The sequence below is a fragment of the Streptomyces sp. NPDC058157 genome, from assembly GCF_042884105.1.
Taxonomy (GTDB): domain Bacteria; phylum Actinomycetota; class Actinomycetes; order Streptomycetales; family Streptomycetaceae; genus Streptomyces.
Map to the genome: position 1 here is coordinate 23338 of NZ_JBHVUQ010000060.1, position 17962 is coordinate 41299.

Sequence of the window (17962 nt, forward strand, 5' to 3'; positions counted from 1 at the left end):
GCCGGGCCTCCGAGGGGCTGCGGCGGTGTTCTCGTGTGCGCGTCAGTGGACGGGGTCGCCGATGTGGTGGATGCGGACGAGGTTGGTCTTGCCGCTGACGCCGGGGGGTGAGCCGGCGGTGATGACGACGATGTCGCCGGTCTGGCAGCGGCCGATGCGCAGGAGTTCCTCTTCGACCTGGGCGACCATGGCGTCGGTGGAGTCGACGTGGGGGCCGAGGAAGGTTTCGACGCCCCAGGTGAGGTTGAGCTGGGAGCGGGTGGCGGGGTCGGGGGTGAAGGCGAGGAGGGGGATGGGTGAGCGGTAGCGGGAGAGCCGGCGGACGGTGTCTCCGCTCTGGGTGAAGGCGACGAGGTATTTGGCGTCGAGGAAGTCGCCCATTTCGGCGGCGGCGCGGGCGACGGCTCCGCCCTGGGTGCGGGGCTTGTTGCGGTCGGTCAGGGGCGGGAGGCCCTTGGCGAGGATGTCCTCTTCGGCTGCTTCGACGATGCGGGCCATGGTCCGGACGGTTTCGACGGGGTGCTTTCCGACGCTGGTCTCGCCGGAGAGCATGACGGCGTCGGTGCCGTCGATGACGGCGTTGGCGACGTCGGAGGCTTCGGCGCGGGTGGGGCGGGAGTTCTCGATCATCGAGTCGAGCATCTGGGTGGCGACGATGACCGGCTTGGCGTTGCGCTTGGCGAGTTTGATGGCGCGCTTCTGGACGATGGGCACCTGTTCCAGGGGCATTTCCACGCCGAGGTCGCCGCGGGCGACCATGATGCCGTCGAAGGCGGCGACGATGTCGTCGATGTTCTCGACGGCCTGGGGCTTTTCGATCTTCGCGATGACGGGGAGGCGGCGGCCTTCCTCGTCCATGATGCGGTGGACGTCTTCGATGTCGCGGCCGGTGCGGACGAAGGAGAGGGCGATGACGTCGGCGCCGGTGCGCAGGGCCCAGCGGAGGTCTTCGATGTCCTTGTCGGAGAGGGCGGGGACGGAGACGGCGACGCCGGGGAGGTTGAGTCCCTTGTGGTCGGAGACCATGCCGCCTTCGATGACGCGGGTGTGGACGCGGGGGCCTTCGACGGCGGTGACTTCGAGGGTGACGCGGCCGTCGTCGACGAGGATGCGTTCGCCGGTGGTGACGTCGTGGGCGAGGCCCTTGTAGGTGGTGCCGCAGGTGTGGCGGTCGCCTTCGTGGTCTTCGACGGTGATGGTGAACTCGTCTCCGCGTTCAAGGAGTACGGGTCCTTCGTGGAAGCGGCCGAGGCGGATCTTCGGGCCTTGAAGGTCGGCGAGGATGCCGACGCTGCGGCCGGTTTCGTCGGCGGCCTTGCGTACGCGCTGGTAGCGCTCCTCGTGTTCGGCGTAGGTGCCGTGGCTGAGGTTGAGGCGGGCGATGTCCATTCCGGCTTCGACCAGGGCTTTGATCTGGTCGTAGGAGTCGGTGGCGGGGCCCAGGGTACATACGATTTTCGCTCGGCGCATGGGGCGAGGGTATGCCCTACCGAGGGGTAGGAAATGTGGTGGGCGTGTCTGCTCAACAACCTTTGGGCAAAGGCTTGTTGACATTTGTTGAATGTGCGTGGGGGTGCTCCGATGAGCACCCCCACGGGGTCACCGCTTCGGCGTTTCGTACGGGTTTCAGAGCTGCGGCGGGGTCATCGTGAAGCGGGCGTTCACCTGGGCGTAGACGGTCTGCCGCTGGGGTTCGAGGTCGAGGGGCGGGGCGGCTTCCTCCTCGGCCGTGGCGAAGGCCATGGAGCGGTAGGCGCCGGCGGGGGCGGCCATGGCGAGGGGGGCGGCGTTCTCGGCGCCGAGGTCGGCGAGCTCGACGAGGGCGGCGAGGTCGGCGCCGAGGGCACGGGCGTATTCGCGGGCGCGCTGGACGGCTTCGAGGACGGCCTGGCGGCGGGCTTCGCCGTGGGCGGGCGAGGTGGGGCGCAGGGCCCACCAGGGGCCGTCGACGCGGGTGAGTTCGAGGTCGGCGAGGCGGGTGGTGAGTTCGCCGAGGGCGGTGAAGTCGTTCAGTTCGGCGGTGATGTGGACGGTGCCGTGGTAGGCGCGGACGCGTTCGGCACGGCCGTGGCGGGTGAGTTCGGGGGTGATGGAGAAGGCGCCGGTCTCCAGCTTCTCGACGGGGTCGCCGTAGCTCTTGACGAGGTCGAGGACGGTGTTGTTGCGGCGGGTGAGGTCGTCGAGGGCGCTGCGGCGGTCGGTGCCGCGGGCGGTGACGGTGATGCCGATGCGGGCGATCTCGGGGTCGACTTCGAGGCGGGCTTCGCCGCGGACGGCGACGCGGGGCACTTCGGGGGTGCCGTAGGGCTGGTGGGTGGCCTGGGTGTGCGTGGCGTCCTGGGTCATGGTTTCACTGTCGCACCGTCGCCCGTTCGGGTCTGGTCATCGGATCGAAACCTGGGTGGGGTGTTGCGGCTTGTTACCCATCGGTCAGAATCTACGCGCGTTGTCCACGCGTTTTGACGCTGTACTGACATACGCCTGACCAGGGGAGAGTGACATGGGGTTCGACCGTAGGACGTTCATGGGGGCTTCGGCCGCGACGGGTGCCGCCGTGGCGCTGGCGGGGGCGACGGCCGCTCCGGCCGCCGCCGCGCCGGCCGCCGCCGCGCCGTCGGCGAAGCAGCGGACGTACTCGTTCACCGTGATGGGGACGACCGACCTGCACGGGAACGTCTTCAACTGGGACTACTTCACGGACAAGGAGTTCGACGACAAGGCGCACAACGACATCGGCCTGGCGAAGATCTCGACGCTCGTGAACCAGGTGCGGGCGGAGAAGGGGCGGTGCAACACCCTCCTGATCGACGCCGGTGACACCATCCAGGGCACGCAGCTGGCGTACTACTACGCCAAGGTGGACCCGATCACCGCACGCCGGGGCCCGGTGCACCCGATGGCGCAGGCGATGAACGCGATCGGCTACGACGCGGCGGCCATCGGCAACCACGAGTTCAACTACGGCATCCCGGTGCTGCGCAAGTTCGAGGAGCAGTGCCACTTCCCGCTGCTGGGGGCGAACGCGCTCGACGCGAAGACCCTGAAGCCGGCGTTCGCCCCGTACAGCATGCACCGGCTGCGGACCCCGCACGGGCGGGACGTGAAGGTGGCGGTGCTGGGGCTGACCAACCCGGGCATCGCGATCTGGGACAAGGCGAACGTGCAGGGGAAGATGACCTTCCCGGGTCTGGAGGAGCAGGCGGCGAAGTACGTGCCCCGGCTGCGGTCGATGGGCGCGGACGTGGTGATCGTCTCGGCGCACTCGGGGTCGAGCGGTACGTCCTCGTACGGTGACCAGCTGCCGTACATCGAGAACGCGGCCGGTCTGGTGGCCGAGCAGGTGCCGGGGATCGACGCGATCCTGGTGGGCCACGCGCACACGGAGATCCCGGAGTACCGGGTGAAGAACAAGGCGACCGGCAAGGACGTGGTGCTGTCGGAGCCGCTGAAGTGGGGGCAGCGGCTGACGCTGTTCGACTTCGAGCTGGCGTGGGACCGGGGCCGCTGGTCGGTGTCGAAGGTGTCGGCGAAGGTGCTGAACTCGAACACGGCCGCCGAGGACCCGAAGATCACGAACCTGCTGTCGGACGAGCACCGCAAGGTGGTGGCGTACGTCAACCAGGTGATCGGCACCTCGAAGCTGGCGATGAGCTCGGCGGACGGCCCGGTGAAGGACGTCCCGATCATCGACCTGATCAGCCACGTGCAGGCGGAGACGGTCAAGGGCGCCCTGGCGGGCACGGAGTGGGCGGCGCTGCCGGTGCTGTCGCAGGCGTCCTGCTTCTCCCGGACGGCCTCCATCCCGGCCGGGCAGGTGACGATCAAGGACGCGGCGGGGCTGTACCCGTTCGAGAACACCCTGGAGGCGCGTCTGCTGACGGGTGCGCAGCTCAAGGACTACCTGGAGTACTCGGCGAAGTACTACGTCCAGACGGCGCCCGGTGACGTGGTGGACCCGGCGAAGATCACGAACGCGGAGTCGACCCCGGACTACAACTACGACGCGCTGTACGGGCTGTCCTACGACATCGACATCGCGCAGCCGAAGGGTGCGCGGATCTCGAACCTGTCGTTCCAGGGCAAGCCGGTGGAGGCGGCGGCGCAGTTCGTGCTGGCGGTGAACAACTACCGGGCTTCGGGTGGCGGCAACTTCCCGCACGTGCCGCAGGCCAGGCAGCTGTGGTCGAACTCGGAGGAGATCCGCACCACGATCATCCAGTGGGTGAAGGCGAAGGGGACGATCGACCCGGCGCAGTTCGCTTCGGTGGACTGGAAGCTGACGCGGGCCGGGGTGCCGGTCTTCTAGTACCGCGCTCGTCCCGTCCGGGGCCGGGTTCCGCCGTGGGGCGGGGCCCGGCCCCGGGTGCGTTCAGGGGTGGTCGACGAGCGGGAGGAGGTCGACGGCGGGGCGGGGGCGGGTGTGTTCGCGCTGTTCGAGGCCGAAGGTGGTGAAGGCGGTGCGGTCGGGCTGGGGGTAGGGCTCTTTGCCGGTGAGGGTGTTGAGGATGGCGGCGCTGCGCCAGGCGGCGAGGCCGAGGTCGGGGGCGCCGACCCCGTGGGTGTGGCGTTCGCCGTTCTGGACGAAGACGGTTCCGCTGACGGAGGGGTCGAGGACCATCCGGTAGCGGTCGTCGATGCGGGGGCGGCCGGAGGAGTCCTTGCGCATGTAGGGGTCGAGGCCGGCGAAGAGGCTGGTCAGGGGGCGTTCCCGGTAGCCGGTGGCGAGGACGACGGCGTCGGTGGTGAGGCGGGAGCGGGTGCCCTGCTGGGCGTGTTCGAGGTGGAGTTCGACCTTGGTGGTGGCGACGCGGCCGGCGGTGCGGACGGTGACTCCGGGGGTGAGGACGGTGTCGGGCCAGCCGCCGTGGAGGGTGCGGCGGTAGAGCTCCTCGTGGATGGCGGCGATGGTGGCGGCGTCGATGCCCTTGTGGAGCTGCCACTGGGCGGGGACGAGGCGGTCGCGGACGGGTTCGGGCAGGGAGTGGAAGTAGCGGGTGTAGTCGGGGGTGAAGTGTTCGAGGCCGAGCTTGGAGTACTCCATGGGGGCGAAGGAGGGGGTGCGGGCGAGCCAGGTGAGGCGTTCGCGCCCGGCCGGGCGGGCGCGCAGGAGGTCGAGGAAGACCTCGGCTCCTGACTGGCCGGATCCGATGACGGTGACGTGTTCGGCGCCGAGGATGCGGGCGCGGTTGTCGAGGTAGTCGGAGGAGTGGATGACGGGGACGGTGGGGGCGTCGGCGAGGGGGCGCAGGGGTTCGGGGACGTAGGGGGCGGTGCCGATGCCGAGGGCGAGGTTGCGGGTGTAGGTGCGGCCGAGGGCTTCGGCTTCCCCGTCGGGGTCGAGCTGGGTGTAGTCGACTTCGAAGAGGTCGCGTTCGGGGTTCCAGCGGACGGCGTCGACCTGGTGGCCGAAGTGGAGTGAGGGCAGGCGGCCGGCGACCCAGCGGCAGTAGGCGTCGTATTCGGCGCGCTGGATGTGGAACTGCTCGGCGAAGTAGAAGGGGAAGAGGCGTTCCTTGTGCTTGAGGTAGTTCAGGAACGTCCAGGGGCTGGCGGGGTCGGCGAGGGTGACGAGGTCGGCGAGGAAGGGGACTTGGAGGGTGGCGCCGTCGATGAGGAGGCCGGGGTGCCAGCGGAAGTCGCGGCGCTGGTCGTAGAAGGCGGTGGCGAGGCGGTCGGCGCCCTGGGCGGGGAGGCCGTGGCTGAGGGCGGCGAGGGAGAGGTTGAAGGGGCCGATGCCGATTCCGACGAGGTCGTGGGGTGCATCGTGCTGGGCGGTCATCGGTGGGTTCTGCCTTCCAGGTGGGCGATGAGGGTGTCCAGGTCCCCGGTCGTGGTGTGGGGGTTGAGGAGGGTGGCCTTGAGCCACAGGCGGCCGTCGGCGGTGGCGCGGCCGAGGACGGCGGTGCCGTCGTGGAGGAGGGTGCGGCGCAGGGTGGCGAGCCGGTCGTCGTCCGTGGGGGTGGGTCGGAAGAGGACGGTGGTGATGGTGGGGTGGGCGTGGAGTTCGAAGCCGGGGTGGGCGTCGAGGAGGTCGGCGAAGTGGCGGGCGGTGGCGCAGGTGTGGTCGATGAGGTGGGCGAGGCCGTCGCGGCCGAGTGAGCGCAGGGTGGTGGCGATCTTGACGGCGTCGGGGCGGCGGGTGGTGCGCAGGGAGCGGCCGAGGAGGTCGGGCAGGCCGGCTTCGGTGTCGTCGGTGGCGTTGAGGTAGTCGGCCTGGTGGGCGAGGGGGGCCAGCAGGCGGGTGTCGGGGACGGCGAGGAGGCCTGCGGCTACGGGTTGCCAGCCGAGTTTGTGCAGGTCGAGGGTGAGGGAGTGGGCGCGGTCGAGGCCGGCGAGCTTGGGGCGGTGGCGGGGGCTGAAGGTGAGGGTTCCGCCGTAGGCGGCGTCGACGTGGAGTTCGGCGCCGTGGTGGTCGCAGACGTCGGCGAGGGCGGGGAGGGGGTCGATGAGGCCCGCGTCGGTGGTGCCGGCGGTGGCGGTGACGAGGACGGGGCCGGGGGTGCGGGTGAGGGCGGCGTCGAGGGTGGCGGGGTCGAGGGTGCCGGTGGGGGTGGGGAGGGTGTGGGTGGGGGGCAGGCCGAGGAGCCAGGCGGCTCGGGGGATCGAGTGGTGGGCGTTGGCTCCGTGGACGACGGTGAGGCGGGGGCCGTGGCGTTCGCGGGCGAGGAGGAGGGCGAGCTGGTTGGCTTCGGTGCCGCCGGTGGTGAGGAGGGCGTCGGGGTGGCGGGTGGGGTAGAGCTCGGCGGCGAGGGCGGCGGTGAGGTGTGCTTCGAGGGCGGAGGCGGCGGGGGCCTGGTCCCAGGAGTCGAGGCTGGGGTTGAGGGCGCTGACGGCGAGGTCGGCGGCCGCGGCGACGGCGAGCGGGGGGCAGTGGAGGTGGGCGGCGCAGAGGGGGTCGGCGGGGTCCGCGGCGCCGGCGGCGAGGGTGTGGACCAGGGTGGCGAGGGCTTCGTGGTCGCCGGTGCCGTGGGCGGGCAGGACCTCGCCGAGGGTGGCGCGGACGCGGGCGGCGGTGGTGTGGGGGCCGCCGGCGGGGAGGGGTCCGCCGCGTTCGGCGGCTCCGGTGCGCAGGGCGCTCAGGACGGTGTCGAGGAGGGGCCGCAGTGCGTTGGCGCCGCCCTGTCCGCCGGCGAGCGGGGGCGTGGGCACGGTCATCGGGGCCTCCGGGGTGGGCGCGGTGGGGTGCCTGGGCGGCTGCTCGGTGGCCGGGGCCGGGCGGGACACCCGGCCGGTACAACGATCAGACTCGAATGGGGTAACCCTCGGGAGGGGACGGGAGTCGGTTTTCGGCCGTCCGACCGGTACGGGTGCGGGGTGGGGGCGGGCGGGCCGGGATGGGGAAGTCTTGGTGTTCCGGGCTCTGGGACGCAGGTCGCGGCGGGGCTACAGTGCGGTCGGCACGGGGCGCGCGTGCTCTGCGGGAGGGGACCCGATGGCTGGATCCGGGGTGTGGGCGAAGGTGGCCGGTGCGGTCGGCGGGAAGACGGCGGCGGTGGTCGCGGCGGGGGCCGTGGTGGTCGCGGGTGCGGCCGGTGCGGGGGTGTGGTGGACCTCGCAGGGACCGGAGCCGGTGGTGGTGGTCCAGCGCAGCACGTCGGTGTCGGTGCCGGCGGGCGCGGAGCAGCTGACGGTGGCGGGGTGCCTGCCGCACGAGACGGCGCTGGGCGGCGGGTATGCGATCGCCGGGTCGGGGTTCGCGACGAACAGCCATTTCATCGGGGGTGCGTGGCTGGCGTCGGCGTTCAATCCGGGGGACGCGGCGTCGACGCTGACCTCGTACGCGTTGTGCGTGAACGCGAAGCCGCAGGTGCAGGGCGGCCTGGACTTCCAGTGGACCACGTACGCGTTCCTGGACAGGACGAGCAAGTTCCCGCCTCCCGGGGGCATTCACGACGCGACGACCGAGGGGCCGTTCAAGGGGATGACGACCACGACGACGGCCACACCGCACTGCGGGGACGGGTTCACGATGGTGGGCTCCGAGTTCAAGGCCGACCGGGCCCTGAAGGGGCGGCCGGTGGCGCCGGTTCCGCTGGACCAGCTGACGCCGCTGGCGGCGGCGCCCGGTCCGGCCGGTCCGGCGGCCGGTGGGAGTGATTTCGTCACGCATCTGAACCCGGGTACGGAGTTGAGTTCCCGTCCGTTCCCGTTGAAGGACTCCTCCGACGTGCTGCGCATGACGCAGTTGCAGAATCCGCCGCCGCCGCAGGCGAACTTCTCGGTGGGGGTGCGGCCGGTCTGCGTGAAGCTGAGGAGTGTGTCGGTGGTGACGGCCCAGGTGGCGGTCGCGGCGGGCGGCAGCGCGCAGGCGACGGTGGCCTGTCCGAAGAACCGGCTGTTGCTGGGGGGCGGTTTCGACTTCCCGGCGGACAACGAGCACGGTGCGCCGGAGGCCCCGCAGCGGTACTTCGGGGACGGCTGGCTGTTCGCGGGGACGGACGGGCCGGCGGTGTCGGGTACGCCGTCGGGGGGCCGGGTGCGGGAGTGGCACGTCACGGGGGTCAACCAGCAGAAGCCGGGCGGGCTCTACCACGATTCGGCGTGGGTCGAGCACAGTGACGCCGAGACGTCGACGGGCAACGTCTACCTGGACGCGCAGGCGCACGACGGGCACGACCAGATGCTGCGTGTCGCCGGAATACCGGACGCACAGCCGATGATCGCCAGTGCGGTGTGCGCGACGATCGACGCGAAGGCCACCTCGCCGTCGAAGGGGCCGGCGCCGACCTCGGTGGGGCGGCCGGACCTCCCTTCGGTGCCGGGGGTGGAGCCTTCCGTTCCGGCGTCGGGGTCGCCGTCCGCGTCACCGTCTCCGTCCGCGTCCCCGTCGCCCTCGCAGTCGCCGGGGCACGGTGCCCCGCCCTCGTCCGGCTCCCCGAACTCCCCCTCCCCCGGCCGGCCCACGAACGGTGGGAACCCGCAGCCGTCGGCGAGTACGCCGCAGCAGCCGCAGCCCCCGGCGGTGGCGATCCGGCAGCCGGGGAGCGGCGGGCAGCTGCGGCGCGGGTGCGAGGAGGACTTCGCCGGGTCGGCGCGGACCCGGCCGGGTGACCGGGCGATCACCGACCCGCAGTACACGGCCTGGCAGCTGAAGGGGCCGAACGGGCCGGTGGCGGTGGGGGCGGGCCCGTCGGGCGGCTTCCTGGTGCCGCTGCTGCCCGACGGGACGTATCCGCTGGTGTTCACCGCGACCGACCCGGACAGCGGCCTGTCGGCCAGTGCCCAGGTGTCGGTGCGGATCGTGGGCTGTCTCCGGTAGGGCGCCTCAGGAGTCCAGGGCCCCGCGGACCCGCAGGGTGCGGGCGAGGTCGTCGAGCTGGTCGACGAGGACGCGGCGCATCATCGGGGTGATCCCGGGGTCCTCCAGGGCGGTGTGCCCGGCCTGGAGGTTGGCCTCGTCGACGTGGTGGGCGGGGAAGGCCCAGCGGCCGGCGGCTTCGCCGATGGCGGGGCCGCGGCGGGCTCCGACGGCGATGGCCTCGGGGTAGTAGCGGGCGACGTAGTCCTGGACGAGTTCGGTCTGTTCGGGCTGCCAGAAGCCCTGGGCGGTGGCGGTGAACAGGTAGTTCGACAGGTCGTCGTCGTGGAAGAGGCGCTGCCAGGCGGCGGCCTTGGCCTCGTCGGTGGGCAGGGCGGCGTGGCAGCGGGCGGCACCCTGGCGGCCGGTGGCGCTGGGGTCGGCTTCGAGGGCGGCGTCGATGGTGTCCGCGTCGATCGCGCCGAGGACGGCGAGGCGGGCGAGGATGCGCCAGCTCAGTTCGGGGTCGAGTTCGGGGCCTCCGGCGACGGTGCCGTCGGCGAGCCAGGCGGCGATGGTGTCGGGCTGGGTGGCGCTGTCGATGAAGGCGCGGACGGCGGCCAGGCGCAGCCCCGGGTCGGTGCCGTCCTCGGTGCGGCGCAGCAGGGCGCGGGTGGCGGCGGTGATGAGGCCCAGGGCGGTGTCGCGGGCGGCGGGGGCGGCGTAGCGGTCCGCGATCTGGGTGCGGGCGAAGCCGAGGACACCCTGGACGACGGCGAGGTCGGATTCCTCGGGGATGTGGGCTTCGAGGGTGTGGAGGTAGTCGAACGGGTCGAGTTCGCCGTCGCGGACCATGTCGCGCAGGGAGCCCCAGACGACGGCGCGGGTGAGGGGGTCGGGGATGCGGGAGAGGCCGCGGAGGGCGGTTTCGAGGGAGGTCTCGTCGAGGCGGATCTTGGCGTAGGTGAGGTCTCCGTCGTTGAGGACGAGGAGGTCGGGGCGGGGGCCGGCGGCGGAGAGGACCTCGTCGGTGGGGACGTCGAGGTCGAGGAGGGCGGTGCGTTCCAGGAGGCCGTCGGTGGCGCGGGTGTAGGTGCCGGCGTTGATGCGGTGGGGGCGGCTGCCGTTGCGGTCGACGGTGAGGGTCCAGCCGCCGGCGCCTTCCTGGATGCGGGGGGTGAGGGTGTCGATGCCGGTGGTGCGCAGCCAGATGTCGGCCCAGGCGTGGACGTCGCGGTCGGTGTGGGCGGCGAGGGAGTCGACGAAGTCGGCGAGGGTGGCGTTGGCGAACTTGTGCCGGGCGAAGTGGGTGTTGATGCCGGCGAGGAAGTCCTTCTCGCCGAGCCAGGCGACGAGCTGGCGCAGGGCGGAGGCGCCCTTGGCGTAGGAGATGCCGTCGAAGTTGAGGAGGGCGGACGCGGTGTCGGGGACGTCCTCGGGGGCGGGGGCGACGGGGTGGGTGGAGGGGCGCTGGTCGGCGGCGTAGCCCCAGGGCTTGCGTTCCATGCCGAACTCGGTCCAGGTGCCGGTGAAGCGGGTGGCTTCGGTGAGGGTCTGGTAGCCCATGTACTCGGCGAAGGACTCGTTGAGCCAGATGTCGTCGAACCAGGCGAGGGTGACGAGGTCGCCGAACCACATGTGGGCCATCTCGTGGGCGATGACCATGGCGCGGCGCTGGCGTTCGGTGTCGGTGACGGCGGAGCGGAAGACGAACTCGTCGCGGAAGGTGACCAGGCCGGGGTTCTCCATGGCGCCGGCGTTGAACTCGGGGACGAACGCCTGGTCGTAGGAGTCGAAGGGGTAGGGCTCGGTGAACTTCTCGTGGTAGCGGTCGTAGCAGGCGGTGGTGACGGAGAGGATCTCGTCGGCGTCGGCGTCGAGGTGGGGGGCGAGGGACTTGCGGCAGTGGATGCCGAAGGGGAGCCCGGCGTGTTCGGTGGTGACGCTGTGCCAGGGGCCGGCGGCGACGGCGGCGAGGTAGGTGGAGATGACGGGGGTGGGGGCGGAGGTCCAGGTGGCGGCCGCCGCGTCGTCGCCGGTGGCGGGGCGCTCGCCGGTGCGGGTGGTGGTGCCGTTGGCGAGGACGGTCCAGTGGGCGGGGGCGGTGACGGTGAACTCGAAGACGGCCTTCAGGTCGGGCTGGTCGAAGGCGGGGAAGACGCGCTGGACGTCGTCCATGAACATCTGGGTGTAGACGTACGTCTCGCCGTCGGCGGGGTCGGTGAAGCGGTGGAGGCCCTCGCCGGTGCGGGAGTAGCGCATGCGGGCGTCGAGGCGGAGCTCGTGGGGGCCTTCGGTGAGGCCGGTGAGGGGGAGCCGGTTGCCGTCGAGGGCGGCGGGGTCGAGGGGGTGGCCGTCGAGCGTGGCGGAGCGCAGTTCCTCCGGCTTCAGTTCCACGAAGGTGTCCGCGGGGGTGCGGGCGCTGAAGCGGATGACGGTGGTGGAGTCGAAGGTCTCGTCGCCGGTGGTGAGGTCGAGGGTGACGGCGTAGTGGTGGACGTCGAGGAGCTGGGCTCGGAGCTGCGCTTCGTTGCGCGTCAGTGCGGACATGTGGCCCATGCTGCCGGATGGGGGGCCCGGGTCCTAGGCCGTTTGCGGCCGGTCGGGGCGGGGTGCGGCCGCCCCGACCGGGGGGTCACTCCTCGGCGGCGGCGATGGTCTCGTGGTGGCGGATGACCTCGGCGATGATGAAGTTGAGGAGCTTCTCGGCGAAGGCCGGGTCGAGCTTGGCGTTCTCGGCGAGCTGGCGCAGGCGGGCGATCTGGCTGGCTTCGCGGCCGGGGTCGGCGGGGGGCAGGTGGTGGCGGGCCTTGAGGTGGCCGACCTGCTGGGTGCACTTGAAGCGTTCGGCGAGCATGTGGACCACGGCCGCGTCGATGTTGTCGATGCTGTCGCGCAGGCGGGCCAGTTCGGCGGTGACGTTCTCGTCGATCGCCTCGGGGTCGGTGCCGCTGTCGCGGTCGCTGGTGTTCATGGTCACCGAGCTTACGTGGCGGGCGGGGGTGTCACCTCTGGCATGTCGCTGGGTGAGACGGGGTCCGGGCGGCGGGTTCACAGGGGCAGCAGGGCGGTGACGAGCCAGCCGCCTTCGGGGGCGGGGCCGGCGGTGAGGCGGCCGCCGAGGGCTTCGGCGCGTTCGGTCATTCCGGCGAGGCCGTAGCCGCCGCCGCGGGCCTTGTCGGAGAGCCGGGCGGGGTGTCCGCCGTCGTCGGCGACGCGTACTTCGAGGCCGGCGGGGACGGTGCGCAGGCCGATGCGGACGGCGGTGGCGGTGGCGGCGTGTTTGGCGATGTTGGTGAGGGCTTCGAGGACGATGCGGTGGGCGGTGGCGGCTACGTCGCCGGGGATGCGGTCCTCCAGGCCCTGTTCGATGTAGAGGACGACGGGCGGGCCGGCGAAGCGGCGGGCGAGGTCGCGGATGTCGGCGAGGCCGGCGACGGGTGCGGTGGCGGGGGCCGTGGGGGTGCCGTCGTCCTCGCGGAGGATCTTGACGAGGCGGCGCATGGAGCCGAGGGCCTCGTCGCCGGCGGTTTCGATGCGGGCGAAGACCTCGGCGGCGCGTTCGGCGGTGACGCGGGTGAAGCGGGCGGCGCGGGCCTCGACGACGATGCCGGTGACGTGGTGGGCGACGAGGTCGTGGAGTTCGCGGGCGAGTTCGAGGCGTTCGGCGGTGCGTACGGCCTGCAGTTCGCGCAGGCGCTGCACGGACTGCAGGCGCAGCAGGAGCGAGTAGGCGGTGACGACGACGGTGAGGACGGAGAAGAGGAGGGTGAAGCGGCCGGGGTCGGCGTCGCGTACGGGTACGGCCATGCAGCCGAGGCCGAGGAGGGGGCCGAGGACGGCGGCGGTGCGGGCGGGGGTGCGCAGCAGGACCTGGGAGAGGAGGACGAGGAGGGCGATGGCCTCGCCGGCGCCCCAGACGATGGTGGGCCGTTCGCCGAGGACGAGCAGGAGGGTGACGGTCCAGGTGGTGGCGGCGGCGAACCAGGCGCGTGCGAGGAGGGGGAGGCCGGGCCAGGGGGCGGCGCTGAGGCAGACGAGGATGCCGGAGACCCAGACGGTGGCGTGCGGGGGGCTGGGCTGGCGGGCGAGGACGACGCCTTCGAAGGTGACGAGGCCGAGGAGGAGCGCGGAGAGCAGCAGCCGGATCCGGACGGCGGCGCGGGGGTGGCGGCGGGCCCAGGAGGCGAGGGGGCTCACGGGCTTTCACGCGGTGGTGGAGGCGAGGCCGCTTTCCCAGGCCCAGGCGGCGATCTCGACGCGGTTGCGGGCGGTGATCTTGGCTTGGACGTTGGCCAGGTGGGTCTTGACGGTGGACAGGGAGACGTAGAGCTCGGCTGCGATCTCGGCGTTGGTGAGGCCGCGGGCGAGGCAGCGCACGACGTCCTGTTCGCGTTCGGTGAGGGGTTCGGAGGGGCGGCGGGCGGCTTGGGGGCCGGCCATGCGGGGGGCCATCTCGCGCAGGAGGCGGACGGTGATGGCGGGTGAGACGAGGGCGTCGCCGGCGGCCGCGGCGCGGACGGCTTCGACGAGCATGGCGGGGCTGGCGTCCTTGAGGAGGAAGCCGGAGGCTCCGCCGTGGAGGGCCGCGTGGACGTATTCGTCGAGGTCGAAGGTGGTGACGATGACGATGCGGGGGGTGTCCTGGCCGGAGAGGCGGCGGGTGACTTCGAGGCCGTCGACGCGGGGCATGCGGATGTCGAGGAGGAGGACGTCGGGGTGGTGGGCGGCGACGGCGTCGAGGGCGGCCTGTCCGTCGGGGGCGTCGGCGACGACCTCGATGTCGGGCTGGCTCTCGAGGATCATCCGGAAGCCGGTCCTGACCATGTCCTGGTCGTCCGCGATGACCACTCTGATCGTCATGCGCCGCCTGCCCCACTGTCGCCCTGTGGCCCTGTGGCCCTGTGGCCCTGTGGCCCTGTGGCCCTGTCGCCCTGTGGCCCGCTGCCGCCGGTGGGCCCGCCCCGGCGGGGTGCCGGGGTGTCCCCGTCCATGGGACCCGGGGGTGCGGCGGCCCGCTACCGGCCGGCCGGGGGCTCGCCCTTCCGGCCGGTTCGGGTCCGGCCGGAAGGGCGAGGTGCGCGGGTGGGGGGTGCCGGGGGTGGACCGGTGGGGTTACAGGCCTGCGGCGGCGGCGCGGATGTCGGCGGCGAAGGTGGAGACCTCGGAGTAGACGCCGGGGTATCCGGCGCGGGCGCAGCCCTCGCCCCAGCTGACGATGCCGACCTGGATCCAGGCGTTGGTGTCGTCGCGGCGGAACATGGGGCCGCCGGAGTCGCCCTGGCAGGTGTCGGTGCCGCCCTGGTCGTAGCCGGCGCAGATCTCGTCGGAGGGGACGAGGGAGTCGCCGTAGGCGGCCTGGCAGGCGGCGTCGGAGACGAAGGGGACGGTGGCCTTGAGGAGGTAGCGCTGCTGGGCCCCGCCTTCGCGGGCGGCGCCCCAGCCGGCGACGGTGAAGGTGCCGTTGTCGTAGGCCTTGGTGTCGGCGATCTTCAGGGTGGGGAGGTTGATCGGCTTGGCGAGTTTGATGAGGGCCCAGTCCTTGCCCTGGCCGTTGTAGCCGGGGGCCTGGAGCACCTTGGTGGACTTGACCTTGACCGCGCTGCTGCTCTGGAGGTCGACGACGCCGGCGGTGGCGGTGATGGAGGTGTTGTTGCCGGAGCCGTTCACGCAGTGGGCGGCGGTGAGGACGATCTGCTGGGTGTAGAGGGCGCCGCCGCAGCCCATGGAGAGGCGGACCATGAAGGGGAACTCGCCCTGGGCGGCGCGGGTGCCGCCGACGACGGGGGTCGGGGAGGCGCTGGCGCCGGCGGGCTGGAGGCTGACGGCGGCGAGGGCGACGGCGCCGACGGCGAGGCCGCGCTTGAGGATCGTGGCAAGGGTGGACACGGTCAACACACTGCCTTTCGTGGGGGGTTGGGCTGTGCGTGCCATCCGGTGAATGACGGGTCCATGACACATCGGCGGCCGGGAGGGCAACAAGAACGCGTTTTCGGACAATCCCCGCCACCCGGCGGGCGCGGCGCCGCGGATTCATTCCACGGCCACGAAAAGTTTCCTACCGGCCAGTAGACACGCAGGGGATTCTGGCCAACTCTGGGCACGTACATGCCAATCCCCGGTAGATGCCGAGCCGTTCCCAGGAGCGCCCCCACATGCGCAGCACCCGCCGCACCCGCACGTCCCGTACCGCCGCCGCGACCGTGGCCGCCGCGGCCGCCGTGATGACCCTGCTGCCGGCCGGCTCCGCCGCCGCGGCCCCGGCCGCCACGCCCGCACCCGCGCCCGCTCCGGCGGCGGTCGCCGCCTCCGCGCCCGGCGGCAACGCGGCGATCCTCGGCATCGACTACGCCACCTGGCAGCGCGACGTGGCCGCCGTCGTCGACGCCGCCCGCCCCGCCATCGAGCAGCGGATCGCGGCCTCCCCGGCCGGGGAGAAGCCCGCGATCGTCCTGGACATCGACAACTCCTCGCTGGAGACGGACTTCCACTGGTTCTGGACGTTCCCGACCCCGGCGATCGAAAAGGTCCGCGCGCTGACCCAGTACGCGAACCAGCGCGGGGTCGCGATCTTCTTCGTCACCGCCCGCCCGGGCATCGTGTACTCCCTGACCGAGCGCAACCTCAAGGCCGTCGGCTACCCGGTCACCGGGCTGTACGTGCGCGACCTGCCGGCCCTGTTCGAGCAGGTCAGCGCGTACAAGACGGCCAGGCGCGCCGAGATCGAGGCCCGCGGCTACACGATCATCGCCAACATCGGGAACAACGAGAGCGACCTGGTCGGCGGCCACGCCGAGCGCACGGTCAAGCTCCCGGACTACGGCGGCAAGCTCTCCTGACGCCGTAGTCCGGATCCGGCGGGCCGGAAGTGGTTCGAACGCGCGGTATGGCGGGTAGTCATATCCCATCGCAACGAGTGCCGGGCCCGACCCCTCGCCAGGGGGCCGGGCCCGGCGCCCGTTCGGCGGGCCGCCGCCGCTACGCCTTCTTCGGCGCGGGGCAGGTCTGCCAGGCGAGGTGGTAGAGCGTGTTCACGCTGGCGTCGGTGGAGTCCATGGCCATGAAGCTGGTGGCCGTCTGCGGGTTCGAGGTGCCGGCGTTCACCCGCAGCTCGGTGTTGATGTTGAAGTTGCGCTTCTCGCCGCAGGGGGACCAGACCAGGTCCGCGTAGTCGGTCTTGTCACTGGTCTGCCAGTTGTCGTTCAGCGGTCCGCTGAACGTGTGCGTGCGCTGGGTGGTCTGCGGCATCCCCTGGAAGTAGTAGTTCGCCCGTTCCTGGCCCGAGGCCCCGGGCTGCAGGAACGCGAACCCCCGGTAGTCCGCCTGGACGATCGCGTAGGTGAACCCGGACGGCACGTGCACGCGCAGGTTGAGCTGGCAGTTCCTGCGGAAGGCCGTCGGCGGGGCGCCGGGGCCGACCTGGGCCATGTACTCGCTGTAGGTGACGGTGAAGGCCGTGTTGTCGGGGGCCACGGCCACCTGGGCGGTGCCCTCGCGACAGCCGGAGCCGTTCACGGTGGCGAGCTCGATCACGATCTTGTCGGGCGGGACGGTGATCGGCGGAAGGCCGCCGGAGCCCGGGGCGGCGGCCCCGGCGGGGGCGGACGTCGCGATGAGCGCGGCGGCCGCGGCGGCGGTGAGCAGGGTGCGGGACAGGGAATGGGACATCGTTGTCGCTCCTGACTCCTGGTCCTGGGGTCTGCTGCGCGAAGCCCTGTGCGGACGTGGCCGTCAGGCCGCGGGGCACTCCTTCCACTCGAAGTGGTAGACCGTGCTGACACTGCCGTCGGTGGAGTCCATGCTCATGAAGCTGAGGTTCTGCGAGCCGGACGTGCCCGCGTAGACCCGCAGTTCGGTGTTGACGTTGAGGTTGCGCTCCTCACCGCAGGGGGCCCAGACGAGGTCGGCGTAGTCGGTCTGGTCGGCGGCCTGCCAGTTGTCGGAGAAGGGGCCGTTGAACTGGTGGGTGCTGCGGGCGGTCTGGGCGTTGCCCTGGAAGTAGTAGTTGGCGCGCTGCTGGCCGTAGGCGCCGCGCTGGAGGTGCGCGAAGCCGCGGTAGTCGGCGCGGGCGATGGCGTACGTGAACCCCTGGGGGACGTGGATCCGCAGGGCCAGCTGGCAGTTCTTGCGGAAGTCCGTGCCGCCGGAGCCGGCGCCGGTCTGGGCGAGGTAGTTGCTGTAGGTGACGGTGAAGGCGGTGTTGTCGGAGGCGGCCGCGACGTCGGCGGTCCCCTGGGGGCAGCCGGAGCCGTTGACCCCGGCGACCTCGACGGTGACGCGGCCGGGCGGGGGGACGGAGGGGGTGTCGGGGCGGGCCTGCGCCTGGGCCTGGGCCTGGGCGGGGGCGGGGGCGGCGAGGGCCGTCAGGGCCGCCAGGGCCGCGACGGCGGCGCCGAGCGGGAGTCTGCGCGGGGGCATGAGGGGTCTCCGTTCGTGCGGAGGGGAGCCCGGTTTGGGCATGGACATGCCACCACGCTGGCGCTGGGCGGGGGAGGGTCCGATACGGCCATCGGGGGGCGCGGGGGGCGCGGCCCCCGCCCTCTGGCCGGTTCCGGCGACCAGCGGGTCGCCCTTCCGCCGGTCGGCGGCCCTGCCGGCCGACGGGACCGGCCCCCGCCGCCCACCCGGATGTCCGGAACCCGGGCCCCGGGTACCGCTGCGCGGAACGTCTCCCCGCCCCGCCCTTCGCCCGTTCCTCCCCCAGCTACCGCTGGGAGGTGCCCC

14 protein-coding genes are annotated in these 17962 nt (G+C 72.3%); 3 read left to right on the plus strand and 11 right to left on the minus strand.

The genetic code is table 11. The annotated features are described in order from the left end of the window. Positions 1–42: 42 nt before the first annotated feature. A complete protein-coding gene (gene pyk / locus ACFVXK_RS17500; RefSeq protein ID WP_389612580.1) occupies positions 43–1470 on the minus strand; it encodes a pyruvate kinase in 1428 nt (475 codons plus the stop codon). A gap of 156 nt (positions 1471–1626) precedes the next feature. After that, entirely contained in the window at positions 1627–2346 is a 720-nt protein-coding gene (locus ACFVXK_RS17505) for an SIMPL domain-containing protein (RefSeq protein ID WP_389612582.1), read from the minus strand. A gap of 154 nt (positions 2347–2500) precedes the next feature. Here ACFVXK_RS17505 and ACFVXK_RS17510 point away from each other — a divergent pair, with 154 nt between their 5' ends. Further along, a complete protein-coding gene (locus ACFVXK_RS17510; RefSeq protein ID WP_389612583.1) occupies positions 2501–4306 on the plus strand; it encodes a bifunctional metallophosphatase/5'-nucleotidase in 1806 nt (601 codons plus the stop codon). A 63-nt stretch (positions 4307–4369) separates the two neighbouring features. Here the strand turns inward: ACFVXK_RS17510 and ACFVXK_RS17515 are convergent, their stop codons facing one another. Both ACFVXK_RS17515 and ACFVXK_RS17520 read right to left on the minus strand, forming a co-directional pair. Continuing rightward, positions 4370–5779, minus strand: coding sequence for a lysine N(6)-hydroxylase/L-ornithine N(5)-oxygenase family protein (locus tag ACFVXK_RS17515; protein WP_389612585.1), 1410 nt, complete (start codon positions 5777–5779; stop codon positions 4370–4372). Next, positions 5776–7149, minus strand: a complete 1374-nt coding sequence (locus tag ACFVXK_RS17520; RefSeq protein WP_389612605.1) for a pyridoxal phosphate-dependent decarboxylase family protein — start codon at positions 7147–7149, stop codon at positions 5776–5778. Before ACFVXK_RS17520 ends, ACFVXK_RS17515 begins: the two co-directional genes overlap by 4 nt. Before the next feature lie 283 nt (positions 7150–7432). Between ACFVXK_RS17520 and ACFVXK_RS17525 the strand changes: the two genes are divergently transcribed. Beyond that, positions 7433–9259 carry a hypothetical protein gene (locus ACFVXK_RS17525; RefSeq protein ID WP_389612587.1) on the plus strand — a complete coding sequence of 609 codons (1827 nt, stop codon included), beginning with the start codon at positions 7433–7435 and terminating at the stop codon, positions 9257–9259. 6 nt (positions 9260–9265) lie between these two features. On the opposite strand, the gene pepN is transcribed toward ACFVXK_RS17525, so the two are convergent. The 5 genes from pepN to ACFVXK_RS17550 all read right to left on the minus strand — a co-directional run bounded on the left by pepN (position 9266) and on the right by ACFVXK_RS17550 (position 15172). Continuing rightward, positions 9266–11788, minus strand: coding sequence for an aminopeptidase N (pepN, locus tag ACFVXK_RS17530; RefSeq protein WP_389612589.1), 2523 nt, complete (start codon positions 11786–11788; stop codon positions 9266–9268). Between the two features lie 85 nt (positions 11789–11873). After that, positions 11874–12212 (minus strand): chorismate mutase, encoded by a 339-nt coding sequence (locus tag ACFVXK_RS17535; protein WP_389612591.1) that lies wholly within the window; start codon positions 12210–12212, stop codon positions 11874–11876. 77 nt (positions 12213–12289) lie between these two features. After that, positions 12290–13438 (minus strand): sensor histidine kinase, encoded by a 1149-nt coding sequence (locus tag ACFVXK_RS17540; RefSeq protein ID WP_389612593.1) that lies wholly within the window; start codon positions 13436–13438, stop codon positions 12290–12292. Positions 13439–13444: 6 nt separating this feature from the next. Further along, a complete protein-coding gene (locus ACFVXK_RS17545) occupies positions 13445–14101 on the minus strand; it encodes a response regulator (protein ID WP_389612595.1) in 657 nt (218 codons plus the stop codon). Between the two features lie 252 nt (positions 14102–14353). Further along, positions 14354–15172, minus strand: coding sequence for a serine protease (locus ACFVXK_RS17550; protein ID WP_389612596.1), 819 nt, complete (start codon positions 15170–15172; stop codon positions 14354–14356). 221 nt (positions 15173–15393) lie between these two features. Between ACFVXK_RS17550 and ACFVXK_RS17555 the strand changes: the two genes are divergently transcribed. Then, complete coding sequence (locus ACFVXK_RS17555; protein WP_389612598.1) at positions 15394–16077, plus strand: HAD family acid phosphatase; 684 nt, start codon at positions 15394–15396, stop codon at positions 16075–16077. Positions 16078–16216: 139 nt separating this feature from the next. On the opposite strand, the gene ACFVXK_RS17560 is transcribed toward ACFVXK_RS17555, so the two are convergent. Beyond that, on the minus strand, positions 16217–16906 hold the full coding sequence (locus tag ACFVXK_RS17560; RefSeq protein ID WP_389612600.1) for a DUF4360 domain-containing protein: 690 nt from the start codon (positions 16904–16906) through the stop codon (positions 16217–16219). Positions 16907–16969: 63 nt separating this feature from the next. Then, complete coding sequence (locus ACFVXK_RS17565; RefSeq protein ID WP_389612602.1) at positions 16970–17656, minus strand: DUF4360 domain-containing protein; 687 nt, start codon at positions 17654–17656, stop codon at positions 16970–16972. Positions 17657–17962 lie beyond the last annotated feature (306 nt).